The sequence below is a fragment of the Glycomyces sp. MUSA5-2 genome (assembly GCF_037034145.1).
Classification (GTDB): domain Bacteria; phylum Actinomycetota; class Actinomycetes; order Mycobacteriales; family Micromonosporaceae; genus Glycomyces; species Glycomyces artemisiae.
The window spans coordinates 414807-433745 of the sequence record NZ_JBAGKG010000005.1; the positions used below are offsets into that span (position 1 = coordinate 414807).

16 protein-coding genes are annotated in these 18939 nt (G+C 71.8%); 4 read left to right on the top strand and 12 right to left on the bottom strand.

What is annotated here, in order from left to right; all coding sequences use genetic code 11:
- The first annotated feature begins 263 nt into the window (after positions 1–263).
- The gene (locus WA640_RS18400; RefSeq protein ID WP_335989475.1) at positions 264–932 is read left to right on the top strand and encodes a hypothetical protein; all 669 of its coding nucleotides are present in this window, start codon (positions 264–266) and stop codon (positions 930–932) included.
- A gap of 12 nt (positions 933–944) precedes the next feature.
- Here the strand turns inward: WA640_RS18400 and disA are convergent, their stop codons facing one another.
- The 9 genes from disA to WA640_RS18445 all read right to left on the bottom strand — a co-directional run bounded on the left by disA (position 945) and on the right by WA640_RS18445 (position 13732).
- Positions 945–2012 (bottom strand): DNA integrity scanning diadenylate cyclase DisA, encoded by a 1068-nt coding sequence (gene disA, locus WA640_RS18405; RefSeq protein WP_335989477.1) that lies wholly within the window; start codon positions 2010–2012, stop codon positions 945–947.
- A gap of 259 nt (positions 2013–2271) precedes the next feature.
- A complete protein-coding gene (locus WA640_RS18410; RefSeq protein ID WP_335989479.1) occupies positions 2272–2865 on the bottom strand; it encodes a hypothetical protein in 594 nt (197 codons plus the stop codon).
- A gap of 309 nt (positions 2866–3174) precedes the next feature.
- Positions 3175–4827, bottom strand: coding sequence for a glycoside hydrolase family 13 protein (locus WA640_RS18415; RefSeq protein WP_335989481.1), 1653 nt, complete (start codon positions 4825–4827; stop codon positions 3175–3177).
- Positions 4824–6164 (bottom strand): Gfo/Idh/MocA family protein, encoded by a 1341-nt coding sequence (locus tag WA640_RS18420; RefSeq protein WP_335989483.1) that lies wholly within the window; start codon positions 6162–6164, stop codon positions 4824–4826. Before WA640_RS18420 ends, WA640_RS18415 begins: the two co-directional genes overlap by 4 nt.
- 5 nt (positions 6165–6169) lie before the next feature.
- The gene (locus tag WA640_RS18425; RefSeq protein ID WP_335989484.1) at positions 6170–7012 is read right to left on the bottom strand and encodes a carbohydrate ABC transporter permease; all 843 of its coding nucleotides are present in this window, start codon (positions 7010–7012) and stop codon (positions 6170–6172) included.
- Entirely contained in the window at positions 7009–7917 is a 909-nt protein-coding gene (locus WA640_RS18430) for a carbohydrate ABC transporter permease (RefSeq protein ID WP_335989486.1), read from the bottom strand. Before WA640_RS18430 ends, WA640_RS18425 begins: the two co-directional genes overlap by 4 nt.
- A 272-nt stretch (positions 7918–8189) precedes the next feature.
- Positions 8190–9563 carry an ABC transporter substrate-binding protein gene (locus tag WA640_RS18435; protein ID WP_335989488.1) on the bottom strand — a complete coding sequence of 458 codons (1374 nt, stop codon included), beginning with the start codon at positions 9561–9563 and terminating at the stop codon, positions 8190–8192.
- A 266-nt stretch (positions 9564–9829) separates the two neighbouring features.
- A complete protein-coding gene (locus tag WA640_RS18440) occupies positions 9830–12592 on the bottom strand; it encodes an NB-ARC domain-containing protein (RefSeq protein ID WP_335989489.1) in 2763 nt (920 codons plus the stop codon).
- 120 nt (positions 12593–12712) lie between these two features.
- On the bottom strand, positions 12713–13732 hold the full coding sequence (locus WA640_RS18445) for a glycoside hydrolase family 43 protein (protein WP_335989490.1): 1020 nt from the start codon (positions 13730–13732) through the stop codon (positions 12713–12715).
- Between the two features lie 145 nt (positions 13733–13877).
- Between WA640_RS18445 and WA640_RS18450 the strand changes: the two genes are divergently transcribed.
- Positions 13878–14612: an SDR family oxidoreductase gene (locus tag WA640_RS18450; RefSeq protein WP_335989491.1), complete on the top strand. Its 735-nt coding sequence runs from the start codon at positions 13878–13880 to the stop codon at positions 14610–14612.
- 71 nt (positions 14613–14683) lie between these two features.
- Positions 14684–14995 carry a hypothetical protein gene (locus WA640_RS18455; protein WP_335989493.1) on the top strand — a complete coding sequence of 104 codons (312 nt, stop codon included), beginning with the start codon at positions 14684–14686 and terminating at the stop codon, positions 14993–14995.
- On the opposite strand, the gene WA640_RS18460 is transcribed toward WA640_RS18455, so the two are convergent.
- Positions 14902–15861 carry an RNA polymerase sigma-70 factor gene (locus tag WA640_RS18460; RefSeq protein ID WP_442904776.1) on the bottom strand — a complete coding sequence of 320 codons (960 nt, stop codon included), beginning with the start codon at positions 15859–15861 and terminating at the stop codon, positions 14902–14904. The two genes, WA640_RS18455 and WA640_RS18460, sit on opposite strands and share 94 nt — an antisense overlap.
- A 34-nt stretch (positions 15862–15895) precedes the next feature.
- Positions 15896–16822 carry an NADP-dependent oxidoreductase gene (locus WA640_RS18465; protein WP_335989498.1) on the bottom strand — a complete coding sequence of 309 codons (927 nt, stop codon included), beginning with the start codon at positions 16820–16822 and terminating at the stop codon, positions 15896–15898.
- A 138-nt stretch (positions 16823–16960) separates the two neighbouring features.
- Here WA640_RS18465 and WA640_RS18470 point away from each other — a divergent pair, with 138 nt between their 5' ends.
- Positions 16961–17479, top strand: a complete 519-nt coding sequence (locus WA640_RS18470) for a MarR family winged helix-turn-helix transcriptional regulator (RefSeq protein ID WP_335989499.1) — start codon at positions 16961–16963, stop codon at positions 17477–17479.
- Positions 17480–17575: 96 nt separating this feature from the next.
- Here the strand turns inward: WA640_RS18470 and WA640_RS18475 are convergent, their stop codons facing one another.
- Positions 17576–18862 carry an adenylosuccinate synthase gene (locus WA640_RS18475; protein ID WP_106362655.1) on the bottom strand — a complete coding sequence of 429 codons (1287 nt, stop codon included), beginning with the start codon at positions 18860–18862 and terminating at the stop codon, positions 17576–17578.
- Between the last annotated feature and the right edge of the window lie 77 nt (positions 18863–18939).

Below are 18939 nucleotides of genomic sequence, written 5' to 3' on the forward strand. Positions count from 1 at the left end.
CGGGTCGGGGCGCGGCGCCGCCCGGCGGGCACCCGCAGAGCCGGGCACCGGCGGATCGCGGGCCCCCGGTTCAAAACCCTGACACGAGGGTCCGACATCCGGGTGCGGCCGGGAGTTTCCGGGCAGGGGCGGAGCCTGAGGAGGCGGTCTTGCGGGCCCCCGGTTCAAAACCCTGACATGGGGTCCGACAATCGCCGGACCGCGGGGGCCGGGGGCGCGTGTAATTCCGCTCTCGTGGGGTCGGGCTGCGTTAGCGTCCCGGCGTGCAGGGATTCAAAGGCAGGTTCGTGAAGGGCTCGGAGCCGGAGTCGGTCTACTGGAAGCGGCGGGGGATCGTGGCCGGGGTCGTGCTCGTCCTCGTCGTCCTCGCCATCGTGGGCCTGAGCGCGCTCGGCGGCGGCGGTGAGCCCGACGCGAGCGGCGAAGCCGATGCGGCCCAGCAGGAGTGGACCGCCCCGCAGCCCTCCGGGAGCGCCCAGCGGCCCTACATTCCCGAGCCGTCGTCCGAGGCCCCCTCGCCGAGCGCGTCGCCGTCCCCGTCCGTGCCGCCCGTCGAGGCGTGCACCGCCGAGGACCTCATGCTCCAGGTCGTCGCCGCGTTCGACGAGGTCCGGTCCGGCGCCGAAGTGCCCGTGAGCGTCCTCGTCGCCTCCGGCGCCGACACGCCCTGCACCGTCGACCTCCGCGAGGTCGCCGTGGAGCTCGCCGCCGGGTCCGACGTCGTCTACTCGACCGCGCACTGCGAGACACCCAAAGGCGAAGAGGTCGAGCTGAGCGACGGCGCGGGCCAGACCGTCGAGTTCACCGTCGACGGCCTCGCCTCCGAAGAGGGCTGCCGCGGCGCCCGCCGCGAACTCCCCGCAGGCGACTACGAGCTGCGCGCCGTCCTCGGCGACGCCGCCTCGTCCCCCGCGAAGCTCCGCCTCACCTAGGGCCCGTCCCTGCTACAGGTACCGGTCGAGGATCGACACCTCCGCGAGCCGCGTCAGCGACTCGCGGATGGACTGCGCCCGACCGGGACCGACCCCGTCGACGTCCTGGAGCTCCTCCACCGTGACCCCGAGCAGCTCGGGGAGCGCCCCGAACCGGTCCACGACCCGCTCGATGACCGCCTCCGGCAGCCGCGGGACCTTCGCGAGCATCCGGTACCCGCGCGGCGACACCCGCCGGTCGAGCACGTCGGGCGAGTTCGGATAGCCCAGCGACCGGGCGACCGCGATGAGGTCGAGCAGCTCCGGGGAGCTCATCTGGTCGACCGCGTGCAGGGCCTTGCGGTAGTCGACGTCGGCGGGCAGGTAGTCGCGCACGACCAGCTCCCTGTCGGCGTCCACTCCGGCCATGAGCTCGTCGAGCTGGAGGGCGAGCAGCCGCCCGTCCGTGCCCAGCTCGATCACGTGCCCCTCGACCTCGTCGGCGATGTGGCGCGCCATCTCCAGGCGCTGGAGGACGGTGACGGCGTCGCGCACCGTCACGAGGTCCTCGATCTCCAGGCTGGAGAGGCTCGCGGCGACCTCGTCGAGGCGCTGCTTGTACCGCTCCAGGGTGGCGAGCGCCTGGTTGGCGCGGGAGAGGATCTGCGTCGACGGCTCCACCAGGTGGTGGATGTCGCCCATGTACAGGCCGATCGTGTGCATCGACTGGCTGACGGAGATCACCGGGAACCCGGTCTGGATGGCGACGCGCTCGGCGGTGCGGTGCCGCGTCCCCGACTCGTTGGAGTGGATCGACGGGTCGGGCATGAGGTGGACGCCCGCGCGCACGATCCGGGACCCGTCGGTGGTGAGGACCACCGCGCCGTCCATCTTGCACAGCTCGCGCAGGCGGGTCGCGGAGAACTCGATGTCGATCTCGAAGCCGCCGGTGCAGATCCGCTCGACGATGGCGTCGCAGCCGACGACGATGAGCGCGCCGGTGCGGCCGCGGAGGATGCGTTCGAGGCCGTCGCGCAGCGCGGTGCCGGGCGCCATGGTGGCCAGGGTCGCGCGCAGGCCCTCGTCCGGGATCGACGCCACGGGTACCTCCGATGCTGACGGACCGGCACGCCGGTCGGGTGAGGCGACCGCGCGGCCGAGCCGGTTCACGGCCTGCTCGGGTGGCCGGAGCGGTCGGGTCGCCTCCAGTGTACGGATCGGCCGCGCGAGGCAGGGACCGGCATTTGGGGCAAGCCTCGCATCACGGCTGGTGGGACGGGCCACTCCCGGCCGGTTCCGGTGGCGCCGACGGGGTTTCGCCGGCGGCGAACACCCCGCGCGGGCCCGGGGGCGGCGTGTCTCAGAGGCGGTCGACGACCTGCACGTGCCCGGGCGCGAACGACGCGAGCCGCGCGAGGAGCTGCTGCGGCTCGGGCGCGAAGTCCTTGCACCGCACGGCCAGGTCGAACCCGGCGACGAGCCCTTCAGTGGCCCGGTTCGCCTCCCGCAGCACCGACCGGCCGAGGAACCCGGGCCGGTCCGAGCCGCCGCGGCCCAGGTACACGTCGGCGGCGAACAGGAGGTACGAGGTGCCGCGCCGCTTCGACCCGACGTGGATCGCGGCCAGCTCCTCGACGTTGCTCCACGGGATGAGCAGCGCCTTCCCGAAGCTCGGCCGCACCCGCAGCCCGAAGTGGTTGACCATGAGCTTCGGGGGCCGCACGAGCGGCACGAGGAAGCACGCGGCGCCGAGGAGCGCCATCACGGTGAAGAAGCCGGGGAGCGCCGCGACGGGGTTCGGCTCCCCGGAGTCGAGGATCGACGGCTCGGTGCGCACCAGCCCGACGAGCGCGCCGATGCCCGCCGCGCACGCGGCGGCGTACAGCGCCAGCGACGAGATCCGGCGGGTGGGCGAACTGCGCTCGACGACGACCCATTCCGAGCTCCTGCCCACGCCTCACCTCCGACCCGCCTGCGCCACTCCGGTCCGCCGCAACTCTAACCAGCGCCGTCGAATCCCACCAGCGCAGCCGAGCTGAGCCGAGCCGCGCCGCGGCCGAACGGGCGGGGCGGTTCGCGGGCACACAGACGCCGACGGACCCGCTGGGCCCCCGGTGCCTATGGTGCCCGGCGGGTACGACATCGGTCGGGCGCGCGCCGCGGAGCGGGGAACGGGGGCGGTTCGCGGGCATCGCAAATGGCGTCGCGGCCGGTGGGCCCCCGGTACCAAGGGTGCCCGAGGGGTATGACAGGGCGCGGCGGGTCAGGTGCGGAGCCAGGCCGCCGCGTCCGGCGGGAGGGCGGGGGCGCCGCCGCTGTCCGGGGCGGGTTCGAGCGGGGCGCTGGCGATGAGGGGTTTGCCTGCGGGGAGCGGGATCGGGCGGTCGGTGAGGTTGACGGTGCAGGTGAAGCGGGGGCCGCGGGTGAAGGCGAGGACGCCGTCGGGGGCGTCGAGCCATTGCATGGGGCCGTCGCCGAGGGCGGGGTCGTCGCGGCGCAGGCGCAGGGCGAGGCGGTACAGAGACAGCATGGAGGCGGGGTCGGCGAGCTGGCGGGCGGCGGTGCGGTCGCGCCACTCCGGGGGCTGGGGGAGCCAGGCGCCGCCGTCGCCGAACTCGAACGGCGGGGCGTCGCCGCCCCAGGGGAGGGGCACGCGGCAGCCGTCGCGGCCGAGGTCCGCGCCGCCGGTGCGCCGGAACACGGGGTCCTCCCGGGACCCGTCGGGCAGGTCGAACACTTCGGGGAGGCCGAGTTCGTCGCCCTGGTAGATGTACACGCTGCCGGGCAGCGCCATCGACAGCAGCGCCGCGGCGCGGGCCCGCCGCAGCCCCAGCTCCGGGTCGCTCGGGACGTCGTGCACGCGCTTCGTGAAGCGGGTGTCCGCGCGCCCGTACCTGGTGGCGTGGCGGGTGACGTCGTGGTTGGAGAGCACCCAGGTCGGGGCGGCGCCGACGGGCGCGTGCGCGGCGAGGGTGCGGTCGATGACGCCGCGAAGTGCCCGAGCCTCCCACGCGCACTTGAGGAACGCGAAGTTGAACGCGGTGTGGAGCTCGTCGGGCCGCAGGTACATGGCGAACCGCTCGGGGTCGGGGACCCAGATCTCGCCGACGAACGCCCGGTCGGGGTACTCGTCGAGGACGCGCCGCCACTCGCGGTAGACGTCGTGGACTTCGGGTTGGTCCTTGTCCGGTTGCGGCCCTTCACCTGCGAAGGTGGGGACGGTCGCCTCGGGGACACCGGGCTTGGAGGCACCGACCCCGGGGACGCTGGCGTCGGGCGCGGCGCGGGTCGGGGCGACGCGGTCGGGCAGGCCCGCCTGCTTGGCGAGGCGGTCGGCGACGTCGATGCGGAAGCCGTCGACGCCGCGGTCGAGCCAGAACCGCAGGATCGAGACGAACTCCGCGCGCACGTCCGCGTTGTCCCAGTTGAGGTCCGGCTGCGCGGTGTCGAACAGGTGCAGGTAGTACTGGCCGTCGTCGACGCGCGTCCAGGCGGGGCCGCCGAAGCGGGACCGCCAGTTGTTGGGGGCGTCGCGGAAGTGGTAGCGGGCCCGCTCAGGCGAGCCGGGGGCGGCGGCGAGGGCCGCCTGGAACCACGGGTGGCGGTCGGAGGTGTGGTTGGGGACGATGTCGATGATGACCTTGAGGCCGTGGGCGTGCGCGGCGGCGATGAGCCGCTCGGCGTCCCAGAGGGTCCCGAAGCGCGGGTCGATCGCCCGGTAGTCGGCGACGTCGTAGCCGCCGTCGGCCATGGGCGAGTCGTACCAGGGGCTGATCCACAGCGCGTCGACGCCGAGGTCGCGCAGGTACGGCAGGCGCGACTCGATCCCGGCGAGGTCCCCGACGCCGTCGCCGTCCGCGTCGGCGAAGCTGCGCGGGTACACCTGGTAGACGGCCGCGCCCCGCCACCAGGTCACGACCGACCCCAGTGGACGACGGCGGCGCCGTGCCGGGAGCGCTCGGCGGCGAACGCCATGCGGTGGCTGTCGATCGACGCCTCCAGGTCGGGTGCGGCGTCGCCGCCGTCGCCGTCCTCAAGGGAGGTGATGAACGCGTCGATGAGCGCCTCGTCGCCCCCGGAGTGCCCGCGGTGGTCCGGCTCCCCCGTGGCGGTCACGGGCCCGGCGTGCAGCTCGAACACCCTGTGCCCCATGGGCTCCCGCGTGAACGCCTGCACCGGCCGGGCCTCGGGCAGCTCGGGGAGGGCGGCGGTCGGGGAGAACAGGTCGACTTCGAGGGACCCGGTGCGCAGGTTCCCGGCGATCTCGCCCGCGGTCCCGGTGAGGCGCACGGTCCGGGTGTTCTGGCCGGTGAACGCCGAGGTCGACAGGACGGCGGTGAGGCCGCCGGGGAACTCGGCGACGGTCTGCTGGTGGTCGACGACGTCGTTGTCGCAGTGGAAGACGCAGCGCCCGTACGGCCCGTCGCGCAGGGCCGCGAGGCGGCCCTCCGGGGACAGGTCGTCGCCGAGGAGCGCCACGGGCCAGCCGTCCCGGTCGGCGAGCGCCTCCGCGTAGTACCTGGGGGCGTAGAACGGGCAGGACTCGGCGGCCGGGCACCCGTCGAGGCAGTGCCCGGGCGCGCCTTCGGGGGCGTTCTCGGCCTTGAAGTACGAGAGCGACCCAATCGAGGACACAGTGGACGGCGCTTCGCCCGCGAACCAGCGGATGATGTCGAGGTCGTGGCAGGTCTTCGCGAGGACCATCGGGCTCGACGCGGCGAGGTTCCGCCAGTTCCCGCGCACGTACGAGTGCGCGTAATGCCAGAACCCGATGTTCTCCTCGACGCGGATCGTCACGAGGCGGCCGACCGCGCCGGAGTCGACGACGCGGCGGATCGTCCGCCAGAACGGCTGGTAGCGCATGACGTGCCCGATCCATATGCGCGCCTTGCGCTCCCGTGCCGCCGCCGCGATCCGGTCGAGGTCGTCCTCGGTGGTCGCGGCGGGCTTCTCCAGCAGGATCGGCAGCCCCGTGCCCGCCGCCGCGAGAGCCGCTTCGACGTGGAGCCGGTCGGGGAGGGCGATCACGATCGCGTCCAGGCCGTTCGCGTCGGCGTCGGCGACGAGGCCGCGCCAGTCCGCGTACCGCCGCCCGGGGTCGACGCCCGCGGCGTCCCCGAGCCGGTCCCGCCGGTGCACGTCCGGGTCGGCGACGGCCGCCACCCGCGCCCGGCCGGGCCGCTCGATCGCCCACCGCCCGTATGTGTCCGAGCCCCTCGCCCCGGCCCCCATGATCCCCAACCGGACCGCCATGCCCCTCACCCCTTCTCCGCCCCCGACGTCAGCCCCGTCACCAGGAGCCGCTGCGCCAGGAAGAATCCGGCGACCACCGGGACGGTGATCGCGATCGAGCCCGCCATGAGCACCGTCGTGGGCACCGAGAACTCGGTGAGCTGCGCGATGCCGAGCGACACCGTCCACCGGTCCCGGTCGGCGACGAGGAACAGCAGCGCGAACAGGTACTCGTTCCAGGCGATCATGAACACGTACAGAACCGTGGCCGCGACGCCCGGGAGCGCCATCGGCAGGACCACCCGCCGGATCACCCCGATCCGCCCGCACCCGTCGATCATCGCCGCTTCCTCCACAGAGGACGGCACGGCGGCGAGGTAGGTGCGGAGCATGTACAGCGCCACCGGGACCGTCTGCGCCGTGTACACGAACACGAGGCCGACCAGGCTTCCGGTGAGCCCGATCCGGCTGAGCAGCACGAACAGCGGCACGGCGAGCACGATCCCCGGGAGCAGGTACACGCCCAGGAACACGACGTTCACCGCGTCGCGCCCGAAGAACCGCAGCCGCACCGCCGCGTACGCGCCGAGGATGCTCAGCACGATCGCCAGGCCCGCCGTGACGAGCGCGACCTGGAGCGAGTTCCACATGTTCCCGCCGAGCCCGAACTCGCCCATCGCCGTCGGATACGAGTCCACAGTGAACTCGCTCGGCGCGGGGAGGAGGTCGAGCGGCTCGGACACCACGGACTGGTACGGCCGCACCGACAGGAGCACGCCGTACAGCAGCGGTCCCGCCGTCATGACCACCGCCACGGCGATGACGGCCCAGCGCAGCACGCCGAGCACGCGGTCCTCTGCGCTCCTCATGCCTTCCCCCGCTTCAGCATCCACGCGTACACGGCGACGACGACCAGGAGCATCCCGGTCATGAGCAGGCCCGTCGCCGAAGCCGTGCCGATGTTCACGCGCACCACGAGCTCGGTGTAGACGCGCACGGCGAGGACCTCGGTGCCCCCGGCGCCGCCGGTGAGCAGGTAGATGTCGTTGAAGTTCTGGAACGACCACAGGAACCGCAGGACCGCCAGCAGCGCCATGACCCCGGCGAGCTCGGGGAGGAGCAGGTGGCGGAAGATCCGGGTCTTCCCGGCGCCGTCGATCTGCGCGGCCTCCTCGATGTCGCCGGGGATCACCTGGAGGCGCGCGGTAATGAACAGGAACGCGAGCGGCGCGGTCTTCCACACCTCGAACGCGATCACGGTGCACAGGGCGACGGGCACGGTGAACGGGCCGACGTCGCGGCTGGTCGTGGTGAGGAACGCGACCGGCCCGGCCCAGCCGAGCCATTCAGTGCCGACGGCGTTGACCAGGCCGTACCCGGGGTTGAGGAGCGTCTTCCAGATCGTGGTCGCCGCGACCACGGGGAGGATGTAGGGGACGAGCACGAGCGCGCGGATCAGCCCGCGGCCCCGGAAGGGGCGGCGGAGCGCGAGCGCGACGACGAGGCCGACGACGATCGCCCCGGCCGACGACGCGGCGGCGTACACCACCGTTGTGGTTGCGGCGGACCAGAACCGCGGCGAGGCCCAGACGCCCGCGAGGTTCTCGCCGGTGAAGTCGAGCTCGTCGAGGTACAGGCGCGGGATGTCGACCAGGCGCACGTCGAGGAACGCGAACAGCACGACCGCGAGGAACGGCAGCACCGCGAACGCGAGCACCACGAGCATCGTGGGAGCGACGAGGAGCCGCCCGTCGCGGTCCTCGCGCCGCGACATCGTGAGCGGCCTGCGGCGCCGTTTTTCGGGGACGCCGAAGGCGCTATTGCGTGTCGGCGGGCCCCCGGTATCCACCCTGCCACGGGGGTCCGACACCGATCGGGCGCCGGTGTTCGAACGCGGGCTTGGCGGCGAGTGGTTTTCGGGCGCGCTGGCGGCCCGGCCCGGCGCTGGGGAAGGCCCCCCGGTTTCAATGGTGACACCGGGGTCCGACACCGGATCGGAGCCGGTGTTCGAACGCGGCGGGTCGCCAGTCGAGTCGGGCGATGCCATCAGCCCAGGTCCTGCTGCGCCGCCTCGACCGCGGCCGCCATTGCGGCGGCGACCTCGGCGGGGTCGCCGCCTTCGAAGAGGGCTTCGGCCTCGGTGGCGAGGATCGTCTGGGAGAACACGATCCCGGCCAGTTCGGCGTCGTCGGTGCCCCAGCCCCAACGCGTGAACTCCTCGGCGCCCGCGGCCATCCGGTCGACCAGCTCGGGCCCGTAGACCTGCGCGATCGACACCTCCTGCGTCTGGTCGTTCCCGAACGGCAGCTCCGCCCACGCGTCCAGGTACTCAGTGGACCCGGCCTCGGGGCCGGGGCGGACCGGGATGCGGCCCTCCGTCGCCGAGGCGAGGTTCTCCACGTACCCGTCGGTGAGCATGTACTCGATGAACGCCTTCGCATCGGCGGTGTTCGCGCCCGCCGGGATCCCGTAGTTCGTGGTCTGCCCGTACACGGCCGGGGTCTCGGACCCGTTGCCGGTGAACGTCGTCAGGTACGCGGTGTGCTCGGCGAGGAACCGCGGGTCCTCCGCGCACTCGGCGCACGTCACCGGGTTGTCGACGTCGAGCCCGGCCGCCTCGTCCACGAAGTGCGAGGAGAACAGCACCATCGCCGCCGACCCCGACAGGTACGCCGCCCGCGCGGCCTCCACGTCCATCTGCGCGGGCCCGGCCGCCGCCGCGAGCCGCTGGTAGTTCGCGAGGCCCTCCACGCATTCGGGCGAGTCGATCGCGACCTCACCGTCCTCCGCGAGCTGGCACCCGAACGGCAGGAGCATCGACTCGATGCCCTCCTGCGTGTACACGTCGCCGGGGGTCGTGCCGATCGCGATGCCCGCCAAGCCGTCCGACTGGAGTGCCTCCGCGGCGGCCACGAGGTCGGCGACCGACTCGGGCGGCTCCAGCCCGGCGTCGGCGAACAGGTCGGTGCGGAACGCGATCATGTGCCCCCACCCGTCCGACGGCACCGCGTTCAGCGCCCCGCCGACGGTGACCATGTCGAGCGCGGCCTGCGAGAACGTGTCGGCGCCCAACTCGTCGACGACCTCCTGCGGCGCCTCGTCGTCGAGCAGCCCCTGCGCGGCCCACGCGGCCGTGCTCGACGGGTTGTGCGCGATGACGTCCGGCACTTCGCCCGAGGCCGCGCCGGTGACGAGCGTCTGCCCCATCTGGTCGGGTTCGAGGGGCACCATCTCGACGTCGATCCCGGTCTCCTCGGTGAACGCGTCGATCACGGGCTGCTGCGCTGCGATCCGCTCCGGCGTCGTGTACGGCGTCCAGAAGGTGATCGACCCGTCGCCCTCCTCGGACTCCTCCGGGCTGCAAGCGGATCCGGCGAGCAGCAGCACCGCCGCCGCCATGCAGGTCGTCATTGTCCTCATAGCCGCTCCTAAGGGGCGAATCGGCGCTAACAGCATCCAATCCGCACTATAGCGGCCTGATGTGGTCGAACGATACCCCTGCGTGCGTGCCAACCCGGTGTCATCGCAAAGGATGTCGCGACACGCCGAGTCGATGAGGCAGCCCCGACATGCCCCGCCGAGGCCGATCGTCACTCGAAAGGCGACAAGCTCGGCGAGGGCTCCCCGGTGTTCGACCTCCCCGCCGCCGAGTTCTCCGGTCTCCTGCTGTCGGCGCGCGGCCCCCGCTAATCCTGGAAGAGGGCGAGATTCTCGCGCACCATCTTGGTGTCGGGGTTGTCCGGGCCGAGGGCCTGCTCCGCATCCCGGAGCAGGTCGGCGAACTCGGCAGCGGCCGCGGCCCTGTCGCCCGTCACGGTCTCTCGGACAGACGCCAGGTTGTTGCGCGTGATCAGGGTGTCGGGCGCGAGCGCCCCGAGCACCCGCACCATGTCGGGCAGCAAGGATTCGTACTCAACGAGCGATGCCGCATCATCCCCGCATTTCGACAGCCAGTGGGCGTGTTTGAGCCGCGCATCGAGGGTTTGCGGATCGTCGGGACCGAGCTGCTCCGCCGCCTGCACGATCAGATCCGCGAAAAGCTCCTCTGCCGCCGCCGAGTCCCCTGCCTCCCCGAGGCAGCGACCGAGACTGGAGCGATATTGGAGCGCAACGAGGTTGTTGGCTCCGAACACCCGTTCCTGGTCGGGCAGCAGCGATGCATAATCGGCGGCCGCGGCGGCGGGGTCGCCCGCTTTCTGGCGCCAGTGCGCCAGAAACCCGCGCGCGTCAAGCGTGCGACTGTGGTCGGGTCCCATCGCCCGGATCCAGTCCGGTACAAGCTCTTCGTATGCCTCCACGGCCTCGGCAGGTTCGCCGACGACGCCGCGGAGCCAGGCGAGGTCGTCACGGGCCCTCAATGTCAGCTCGACATCAGGGCCGAGGATCCGAATGAGGTCGAGGAGCAACTCCTCCAGGGCGGCAACGGCTCCTGACCGGTCGCCCATCTCACCTTCCCACCAGGCGCGCCTTTCCCGGGCCTCCAGGGCGTCCGGATGCTCGAAACCGAGTACACGAGTGCAATCGCGTTCGATCCACGTGAACACCTCGACCGCTTCCATGAACAGGCCGTTCTCGCCGAGCCTCCTGCCCAGACGGAAGGGGAGATCATGCGCGCCGCCATCGATCAGCGCCGAGCCGGTCCGCGTGTAGAGCTGTGAAGCGCTGTCCCGCAGCCTCGCTTCGAGATCAGGATCGTTCTCGGGCCACAGCGCGAGGAGCGCGTCTGCGAGCGGACGCGCATACCCGTCCCGCGTCTCGGCTGGGATTCCGTTGCGCACCAGAGTCTGCACCAGCGGGTGGACGCTGACGAAGCCGCCTTCGGAGTCGACCAGGCTCAGCTGGTGGAGGCGCCCGATCGCCGCGTTCACCGCCCAGGCCGTCAGAGGCGCGCCGGTCTGGTCGCCGGACCGCACGATCTCGGCGTTGAGCGCTTCGAGGACCGGCCCGGAGCGCAGCAGCTCGACCGGCACGCCGTCAGGGGAGAGCAGGCTCAGCATGCCGAGCAGACCCTGGCACAGCCCTTTCGGTCGGTGCTGTTCGGCAAGGTCGATTGACTGGCGCAAGGTCGCGGCCACCGAGGCCGGGTATCCGTCGAGCGCGATGCCGGGGCACAGGTCTTCGAGGCCGATGGTCCCTTCGAGGAGCATCCGGAAGTAGTCCTCGCAGGTCATGTCCGGATGGTTGTGGATGAAGGCGGCGGCCTGTGCCAGCGCGAGCGGGAGCCCGCCGAGATGGTCGGCGAGCGCTACCGCGCCCTCGTTCCGGTTCGAGTGCTCGCCAAACTGCTCCCGGAAGAACGCCGCGGCCTCCTCCAGGGTGAACGAACTGATGTTGACGGCCGCGCGGCGGGCGCCGCGCCATGAGGCGGAGCGGATCCGGCTCGTGACGACCGTGCGGCCGTGGGCGGACTCCGGGGGCCACAGGCCCACCAGGTGCTGCGGTTCGGCGACGCCGTCGAGGACGATCAGCCAGCGGGGCCCGGTGGGCCGGTCGAGCCAGTCGAGGAACTCGGCGGCGGCGCGGTCGGGGTCGGTGGTGGTGGAGCCGCAGACACGGGCGGCGGCCTCGGCGAATGCCGCCGTGATCGCGGCCCGGCTGTCGGCCGTCACCCACACCATCAGTTGCAGCGCACCGGAATCCCAGCGGTCCCGCGCGTACGCCGCCGCGATCTGCGTCTTGCCCGTCCCTGCCAGACCTGAGACCACTAGGCAGACTTTGGCGTCCGGGCCGTCGCCGAGGATCTGGGTGAGGGCGTAGTCCGCGGCGTGCTTTAGCCGGGCCGCCGCGAGCTGGGGGATCCTGCCGAGGAGCAGGGGCCCGCGCTTGAAGTTGTGGGGGCGAAGCGGGGCCGCAGGAGCTGCTGGATTGCTCGGCGGCGACATGTGGACCTGCACGGTCTGGCCCTGGATCAGGTTGTGCGCCTGGGGGTTGTCCAGCTGGAATCGGGCTTCGTTGTGCTCGGTGCCACCCGCGGGCCCCCGTGCGGGCTGCATCGATACCCCGATGTCGGTGTCCTCGACGAAGTACTTCCAAATTGATCCGACCGAGCGCGTCTCATCGGCCTGCCGTAGCCGCTCCAAGATTATGGCGCCAACCAAAGCGAGTGCGGGCTCCGCAAGGCGGACGGCGGTGGGGCGGGCGTCGACGGCCTTGAGCAGGTTGTCCCAGTCGGTGATGCGGAAGAGGAGGTCGGCGGGGTGCGTGTTGTCGAGGAGCGGCCACTTGTCAGAGGCGCCGGCGAGGAGGAGATCTGAGGTCAGTCGCTGCCGTTCGGGGTCGCCCGGAAGGAGGATGGCGGTGGCCTCGGCGAGGGCCTCGCGAAGCACCGTTCCGATCGCCGTCTGAACCGCCGGGTGCTCAGGGGCGACACGGCGTACCGGGCCGTCACGGACGACTTTGAGCTGTTCCTTTGCCCAGGAAAGGAGTTCGTCGGTGCGGCCTTCAGGCATGGGGTGGCCCTCCACGGGAAGCGTCGATGTACGCAGATTACTCCGGTCGGCCACGCGTGCAGGGGCTCTGCGCGGCCGGGTGCGGGGTGCGCGTCGCTTCGTGCGGCCCGTGTCGGGGGCCTACTGGTCGCCGTCGAGGTCGGTGCGGTGGCGGACGATCGTGAGTTCGTCGCCGTCCCATGCCATCTCGTATAGCTTGCCGCGGGCGTTCGTGAAGGGGCGGTGGAGGATGAGCATAAGGGTGCCGTCGAAGGCGGTGAAGAGCATGCCGTGGCCGGAGTCGGCGCGCACGAGCGGTTCGCGCTGCTCCCAAGGGCCTTCGAGGCGACCGGAGGGGGAGACGGCCCAGGTCTGGACGTAGTCGCCGTCGATGCCGCCCGCGGTGAGGCGGTTCTTCTCGTACGTGGACCACAGGCAGACGAGGGCGCCGCCGGGGGCGCGGTAGAGCTGCGGGCCGTCGGTGACGTAGGGCGCGATCTGGTGGGGGACGCCGGCGGGGAGTTCGCGGGTGAGCCAGGAGGCGTCGGAGCCGCGGAAGAGGACGACGGGGTCGCCCGCGACCGCGTCGAGGGTGTCGGTGAGGGGGAACGCCTCGATGGTGCCGTCGATGCGCTGGAGCCATTCGTTGGCGTACACCATCCACGGTTTCCCGGCGTCGTCCGTGTAGAGCGTCCCGTCGAGGGTCATGAGCTCGGCGGGGAGGATCGGCTCGCCGGGGCGCAGCATCCGGTAGGGGCCGGTGAGGTCGTCGGCGGCGGCGACGATCGTGGAGCGGCGGTAGTTCGCGACGGGGAACGGCGTGCCGTACTCGCCGGGCTGCGGGACCGGCAGGGGCGCGTCGGCGTTGTGGAGCGTGGTGAACAGGTACCAGCGGCCGTTCCAGCGGTGGACTTCGGGCGCCCAGGCGCCGTGGCGCGCCCACGGCTGCTCCTCGTCGGCGACGAGGAAGACCGGGACGGGTTCGGCCCAGTCGCGGAGGTTGCGCGAGCGGTAGGCCATGGTGCCGGTGCCGGGGGTGCCCGAGCGGTCGAGGTTCGAGGTGAAGAGGTGGTACAGGCCGGTCGCGGCGTCGGCGACGACGTACGGGTCGTGCAGGGGCATGTCCGGCAGTCGCAGCGGGAAGGCGGTCGGCTCGCTCATGGCGCAAACGCTATCAAGCGGCGGGCGGGGCCGGAACGGGAGTTTTCAGCGGGCGGGCGCGGGAGGATGTCACAGATCCGGGGCGCGTCTTGTCTGAGCTGTCGACGGGGCGGCAGGGGCCGTCCCGCGGAACCGGAGGTGTGCAATGAAGATCGCTGTCATCGGCGGTACCGGGCTCATCGGATCGCAGGTCGTCAGGATCCTGAACGAGGGCGGGCACGAGGCGGTGCCGCACTCGCCGTCCACGGGCGTGGACCTGCTTAGCGGCGCGGGGATCGCGGAGGCGCTCGCGGGGGCGGGGGCGGTCGTCAACCTGACGAACTCGCCGACGTTCGACGAGCAGTCGCCCGCGTTCTTCCAGACGAGCATGGATAACCTGCTCGCCGGGGCGCGCGACGCGGGGGTCGGGCACGCGGTGATCCTGTCGATCGTCGGGGTCGACCAGGTGCCGGAGCTGGACTACTACCGGGCGAAGACGCTCCAGGAGGACGTGCTGAAGGCCGGGCCGGTGCCTTACTCGATCGTGCGGTCGACGCAGTTCTTCGAGTTCATGGACGCGGTCCTGTCGTGGACTTCGGACGAGCACACGGTGCGGCTGCCCGCGACGCGCGTGCAGCCGATCGCCTCGGCGGACATCGCGCGGGCGGTCGCGGACGTCGCGGCCGGGGCGCCGCTGGGCGGGACGCGCAATGTCGCCGGGCCCGAGGTGTTCACGCTCGACGAGCTCGGTCGGATCACGCTCGAAGCGAAGGGCGACAAGCGGACCGTGGTCGTCGACGACACGGCCGGCATGTTCGCGGCGGTGAAGGGCGACGCCCTCATCGCCGGAGACGACGCCGTCCTGTCGACCACCACCTACCGGGAGTGGCTGGCGCGCTAGCGCGCCGGGCCGCCGGGCCCCGGGCGGCTGCGCCGCCCGGGGCCCGGCGCGCGGAGGGGCATAGTTGCGGCATGACCACCTTTGCGCCCATGGAATGCCATCTCACGACCGACCGGCTGGTCATGCGGCCGTGGATCGAGGACGACGCGGCCTGGCTCCGCGACCTCCACGCGGAGCGCGGCGACGGGACGCCGACCCTCGCGGAGACGCGGGGGATCATCGAGGCATCGCTGGCCCGCACGGAGGCCACGGGCATCGCCCTGCTGCCGATCCGCCGCCGGATCGCGTGTCAGGGCTGGAAGGCGCCTAGTTTTTCGGGGGCTACCAGCCATAGGACCTGGTCGATGCCGGTGGTGTTCGCGTCGATGGTGAGGGCCGCGTAGACGCCGCCGTTCTGGTGCAGGACCGCCCAGGTCCGGCCGCCGAGGTCCTTCCATTCGATCGTGACGTCGTCCCAGAGCCAGGTGATGGCGTTGAGGAACTTCGCCACGCGGGTGGCGCCGACGAGTGGTTTGCGGGCCACCTTGACGGCGCCGTTGCCGTCGGAGATGTTCACGACGTCGGCTGCGAAGAGCCGTTCCAGGCCCTGCATGTCGCCGGAGCGGGCCGCCGTCATGAACGCCTCCAGGAGCTCGCGCTGCCCGTGGGGCGCCGGTCGGGAGCGCCGGCCGTCGGCGATGTGGCGCCGGGCCCGGCTCGCCAGTTGGCGGGCCGCCGCCGGGGTCGTGCCGAGGACCTCAGCGATCTGCCCGTACGGGTAGTCGAACGCCTCGCGGAGCACGTACGTGGCCCGTTCGTTGGGCGACAGCCGCTCCATCAGCAGCAGCGTCGCGTACTCCAGGGCCTCGCCCCGCTCCGCGCCCAGGTGCGGGTCGGCCGCGGTGTCGACCGGCTCGGGAAGCCACGGACCGATGTAGGTCTCGCGGCGCACCCGCGCCGACTGCAGCACGTTGATCGACAGCCGGGTCGCGATCGTCGCCAGGAACGCCCCGGGTTCGGCCACCGACGCCCGGTCGTACGCCTGCCAGCGCAGCCATACTTCCTGGACGAGGTCCTCGGCTTCGCTTGCGCTGCCGAGCATCCGGTAGGCGATCCCGAACAGTCGCGGCCTCACTGCGGTGAATTCGGCCGTGGCCGCTTCGAGTCCGAGGTCGTCACCGGGTGCCGGTGCCGGCCGGTCCGGGGTGTCCCGGGCCGGTCGTTCCGGGGCCGGTGCGTCCTGACCCGACGGTCCTTCAACGGTTGCCACCCGGCAATCTAAGCGCACCCAGGCGGGCCTGCGGTCACGGTGTGAGGACCGTCTTGCCGAGGAGCCTCCCTTCGACGGCGCGGTCGTGGACGGAGGGGAGGTCGGCGAGCGGGAGGCGCTCGGCGACGTCGATGCGGAGTTCGCCGGCGTCGACGAGGGCGACCAGGTCGGCGAGGCGGGCGGGGTCGTTCGCCACGTAGACGTGCTCGACCCTGATCCGGGCGGTCTGCGGCCCCGGGATGGTGGTGCTGGTGAAGGCGCCGCCGTCGGCGGCGAGGTCGGCGAGGGCCGCGGTCTCCTCGGGGGTGTCGCGGACCAGTTGCAGGACCGCGTCGAAGTGCTCCCCGGCGAGGGTCTTCGCCACCGCGCCCGCCGTGTAGTCGACGATCCGGTCGGCGCCCGCGGTCTTGACGCGGTCGAGGCTGCGCGGGCTGGCGGTCGCGGTGACGTGTGCTCCTGCGCGCTTGGCGAGCTGGATTGCGTAGCCGCCGACGGCGCCTCCGGCGCCGTTGATGAGGAGGCGCTGGCCGGGTTTGAGGTCGAGGTGGTCGAAGAGGGCCTGGCGGGCGGTGAGGCCGACCGTGGGCAGGGCCGCGGCGTCGGGGAGCGGGACCGTGGCGGGGGCGGCGGCGAGGAGGTCGGCCGGGACGGCGACGTACTCGGCGGCGGCGCCGGGCGCGGTGGGTGGGAGGAAGGCGATCACGCGGTCGCCGGTGCTCCAGCCGGTGACGCCTTCGCCGGTCTCGGCGACGGTGCCGGAGACGTCGACGCCGGGCGTGTGCGGGAAGTCGATCGGCATGGCCTCCTGCATGATCCCGGCGCGGATGGCCGCGTCGAGGAGGTTGAACGAGGTGCCGGCGACCTTGACGACGACCTGGCCGGGGCCCGCGGCGGGGCGGTCGGTCTCTTCGAGGGCGAGGACGCGGCTGTCGCCGTAGGAGTGGTAGCGGATGGCTTTCATGGTGCGACTCCTTCAGATTGTGCTTCGAGTTCGAAGCATCTGCGTTCGAGCTTAGGCTGCTTTGAATTCGAAGCACAAGGGTCGGGGTGCGTGATGGTCGGCACATTGCTTTGAATTCGAAGCAGGTAGGATTCGGGGGTGACCGGTCCCGACATCGACCTCGGCGGCGTCCGGCTGCCCGAGCCGCGGCAGCTGGAGGCCTACTTCGCGCTGACCGAGGCCGTGAGCCTCCTCCAGCACCACGTCGAGCAGCAGCTCCGCGCCGAAGGCGGCATCAGCACCGTCCAGTTCCAGATCCTCATGGCCCTCAACGGGGTCGAGCAGCTCACCATGACCCAGATCGCCGACGGCGTCGTCTACAGCCGTTCCGGCCTCACCTACCAGGCCGCGCAGCTGGAGAAGGCCGGGCTCGTCACCCGCCGTCCCAGCCCCGACGACGAGCGCGCCACCCTCGTCGCCATCACCGACCGCGGCCGAGCGACCGTGGGGAAGGTCCTCCCCGGGCACATCGAGGTCACCCGGCGCCTCCTCTACGAAGCGGTCTCCGCCGACGACCTCGATCGGCTCGGCGACACCATGGCCCGCGTCCGCGACCACATCCGCGAAGAACCCCCGCGGTCGGCCGCGCCCCGCCGAAAGCCGAACTCCAAGCGCTGAGCGGCGCCCGGCCCCTCCGCGGCGACCGGGACGTCCCGCTTCGTCCCGGGGACGCCGAAAGGGGGCGCCCGCGGGCGCCCCCTTTCAGACGAACAGCTAGATCATGGGGTGGCGGATGATGTTCTCCTCGCGGCCCGGGCCGACGCCGACCACGGACACCCGTGCGCCGCACAGCTCTTCGAGGCGCTCGATGTACGTCTGGGCGTTGCGGGGCAGCTCGTCGAACTTGCGGCACGCGGAGATGTCCTCGAACCAGCCGTCGTGGTACTCGTACACCGGCTTCGCGTGGTGGACCCCGGTCTGCGTCATCGGCATCTCGTCGACCCGCTCGCCGTCGACCTCGTACGCCACGCAGATCGGGACGCGTTCGAGCTCGGAGAGCACGTCGAGCTTCGTCACGAACAGGTCGGTGATCCCGTTGACGCGCACCGCGTACCGGCCCAGCACCGCGTCGAACCAGCCGCAGCGGCGCCGCCGCCCCGTGGTGACGCCGTACTCGCCGCCCTTCTTGAGCAGGAACTCCCCGAACTCGTCGAACAGCTCCGTCGGGAACGGCCCCGAGCCCACCCGGGTCGTGTACGCCTTGATGATGCCGATCGACGTCGTGATCTTGTTCGGTGCGATGCCGGTGCCCACGCACGCGCCGCCCGTCGTCGGGTTCGAGGACGTCACGAACGGGTAGGTGCCGTGGTCCACGTCGAGCATCGTCGCCTGGGCGCCTTCGAGGAGGACGTTCTTGCCCGCCTCCAAGGCCTTGTTGAGCAGCAGCCGCGTGTCGGCGATGTACGGCTTCAGGCGCTCGGCGTACCCGAGGTACTCCTCGACCACGGCCTGCGGGTCGATCGCCTTGCGGTTGTAGACCTTCACGAGGATCTGGTTCTTCTCGCGGAGGATCTGCTCCAGCTTGATCGAGAGGATCTTCGGGTCCAGGAGGTCCTGCACGCGGATGCCCTGCCGCGCGACCTTGTCGGCGTACGCCGGGCCGATGCCGCGCCCGGTCGTGCCGATCCGCGCCCCGCCCAGGTACCGCTCGACGACCCGGTCGAGCGCCCGGTGGTGCGGCATGATGAGGTGCGCGTCCGCGGAGAGCTTCAGGTTCGAGACGTCGACGCCGCCGGCGGTCAGCTCGTCGAGCTCGGAGATGAGGAACTTCGGGTCCACGACCACGCCGTTGCCGATGACCGGGACGACGCCGGGGGTGAGGATGCCGACCGGGACCAGGTGGATGGCGTACTTCGTGCCGTCGGGGGTCACCACCGTGTGTCCGGCGTTGTTGCCGCCCTGGTAGCGGACGACGTAGTCCATCTCGGCGCCGAGCAGGTCGGTGACCTTGCCCTTGCCTTCGTCGCCCCACTGCGTTCCTACGACCGCGATCGCCGGCATCTGCCCACATCCTCCCGGGAAGTTGATCACCCGATTACTTGGTAAGCCTACTGGCATTCGTTTATCTGGGGTAACAG

What these genes read in the sequence shown, in the direction of transcription:
- WA640_RS18435 (WP_335989488.1), bottom strand. Translation starts at nt 9,563, where the DNA reads ATGAGGACAATGACGACCTGCATGGCGGCGGCGGTGCTGCTGCTCGCC.
- WA640_RS18455 (WP_335989493.1), top strand. Translation starts at nt 14,684, where the DNA reads ATGACCACCTTTGCGCCCATGGAATGCCATCTCACGACCGACCGGCTG.
- WA640_RS18450 (WP_335989491.1), top strand. Translation starts at nt 13,878, where the DNA reads ATGAAGATCGCTGTCATCGGCGGTACCGGGCTCATCGGATCGCAGGTC.
- WA640_RS18475 (WP_106362655.1), bottom strand. Translation starts at nt 18,862, where the DNA reads ATGCCGGCGATCGCGGTCGTAGGAACGCAGTGGGGCGACGAAGGCAAG.
- WA640_RS18440 (WP_335989489.1), bottom strand. Translation starts at nt 12,592, where the DNA reads ATGCCTGAAGGCCGCACCGACGAACTCCTTTCCTGGGCAAAGGAACAG.
- WA640_RS18420 (WP_335989483.1), bottom strand. Translation starts at nt 6,164, where the DNA reads ATGGCGGTCCGGTTGGGGATCATGGGGGCCGGGGCGAGGGGCTCGGAC.
- WA640_RS18430 (WP_335989486.1), bottom strand. Translation starts at nt 7,917, where the DNA reads ATGTCGCGGCGCGAGGACCGCGACGGGCGGCTCCTCGTCGCTCCCACG.
- WA640_RS18465 (WP_335989498.1), bottom strand. Translation starts at nt 16,822, where the DNA reads ATGAAAGCCATCCGCTACCACTCCTACGGCGACAGCCGCGTCCTCGCC.
- WA640_RS18445 (WP_335989490.1), bottom strand. Translation starts at nt 13,732, where the DNA reads ATGAGCGAGCCGACCGCCTTCCCGCTGCGACTGCCGGACATGCCCCTG.
- WA640_RS18425 (WP_335989484.1), bottom strand. Translation starts at nt 7,012, where the DNA reads ATGAGGAGCGCAGAGGACCGCGTGCTCGGCGTGCTGCGCTGGGCCGTC.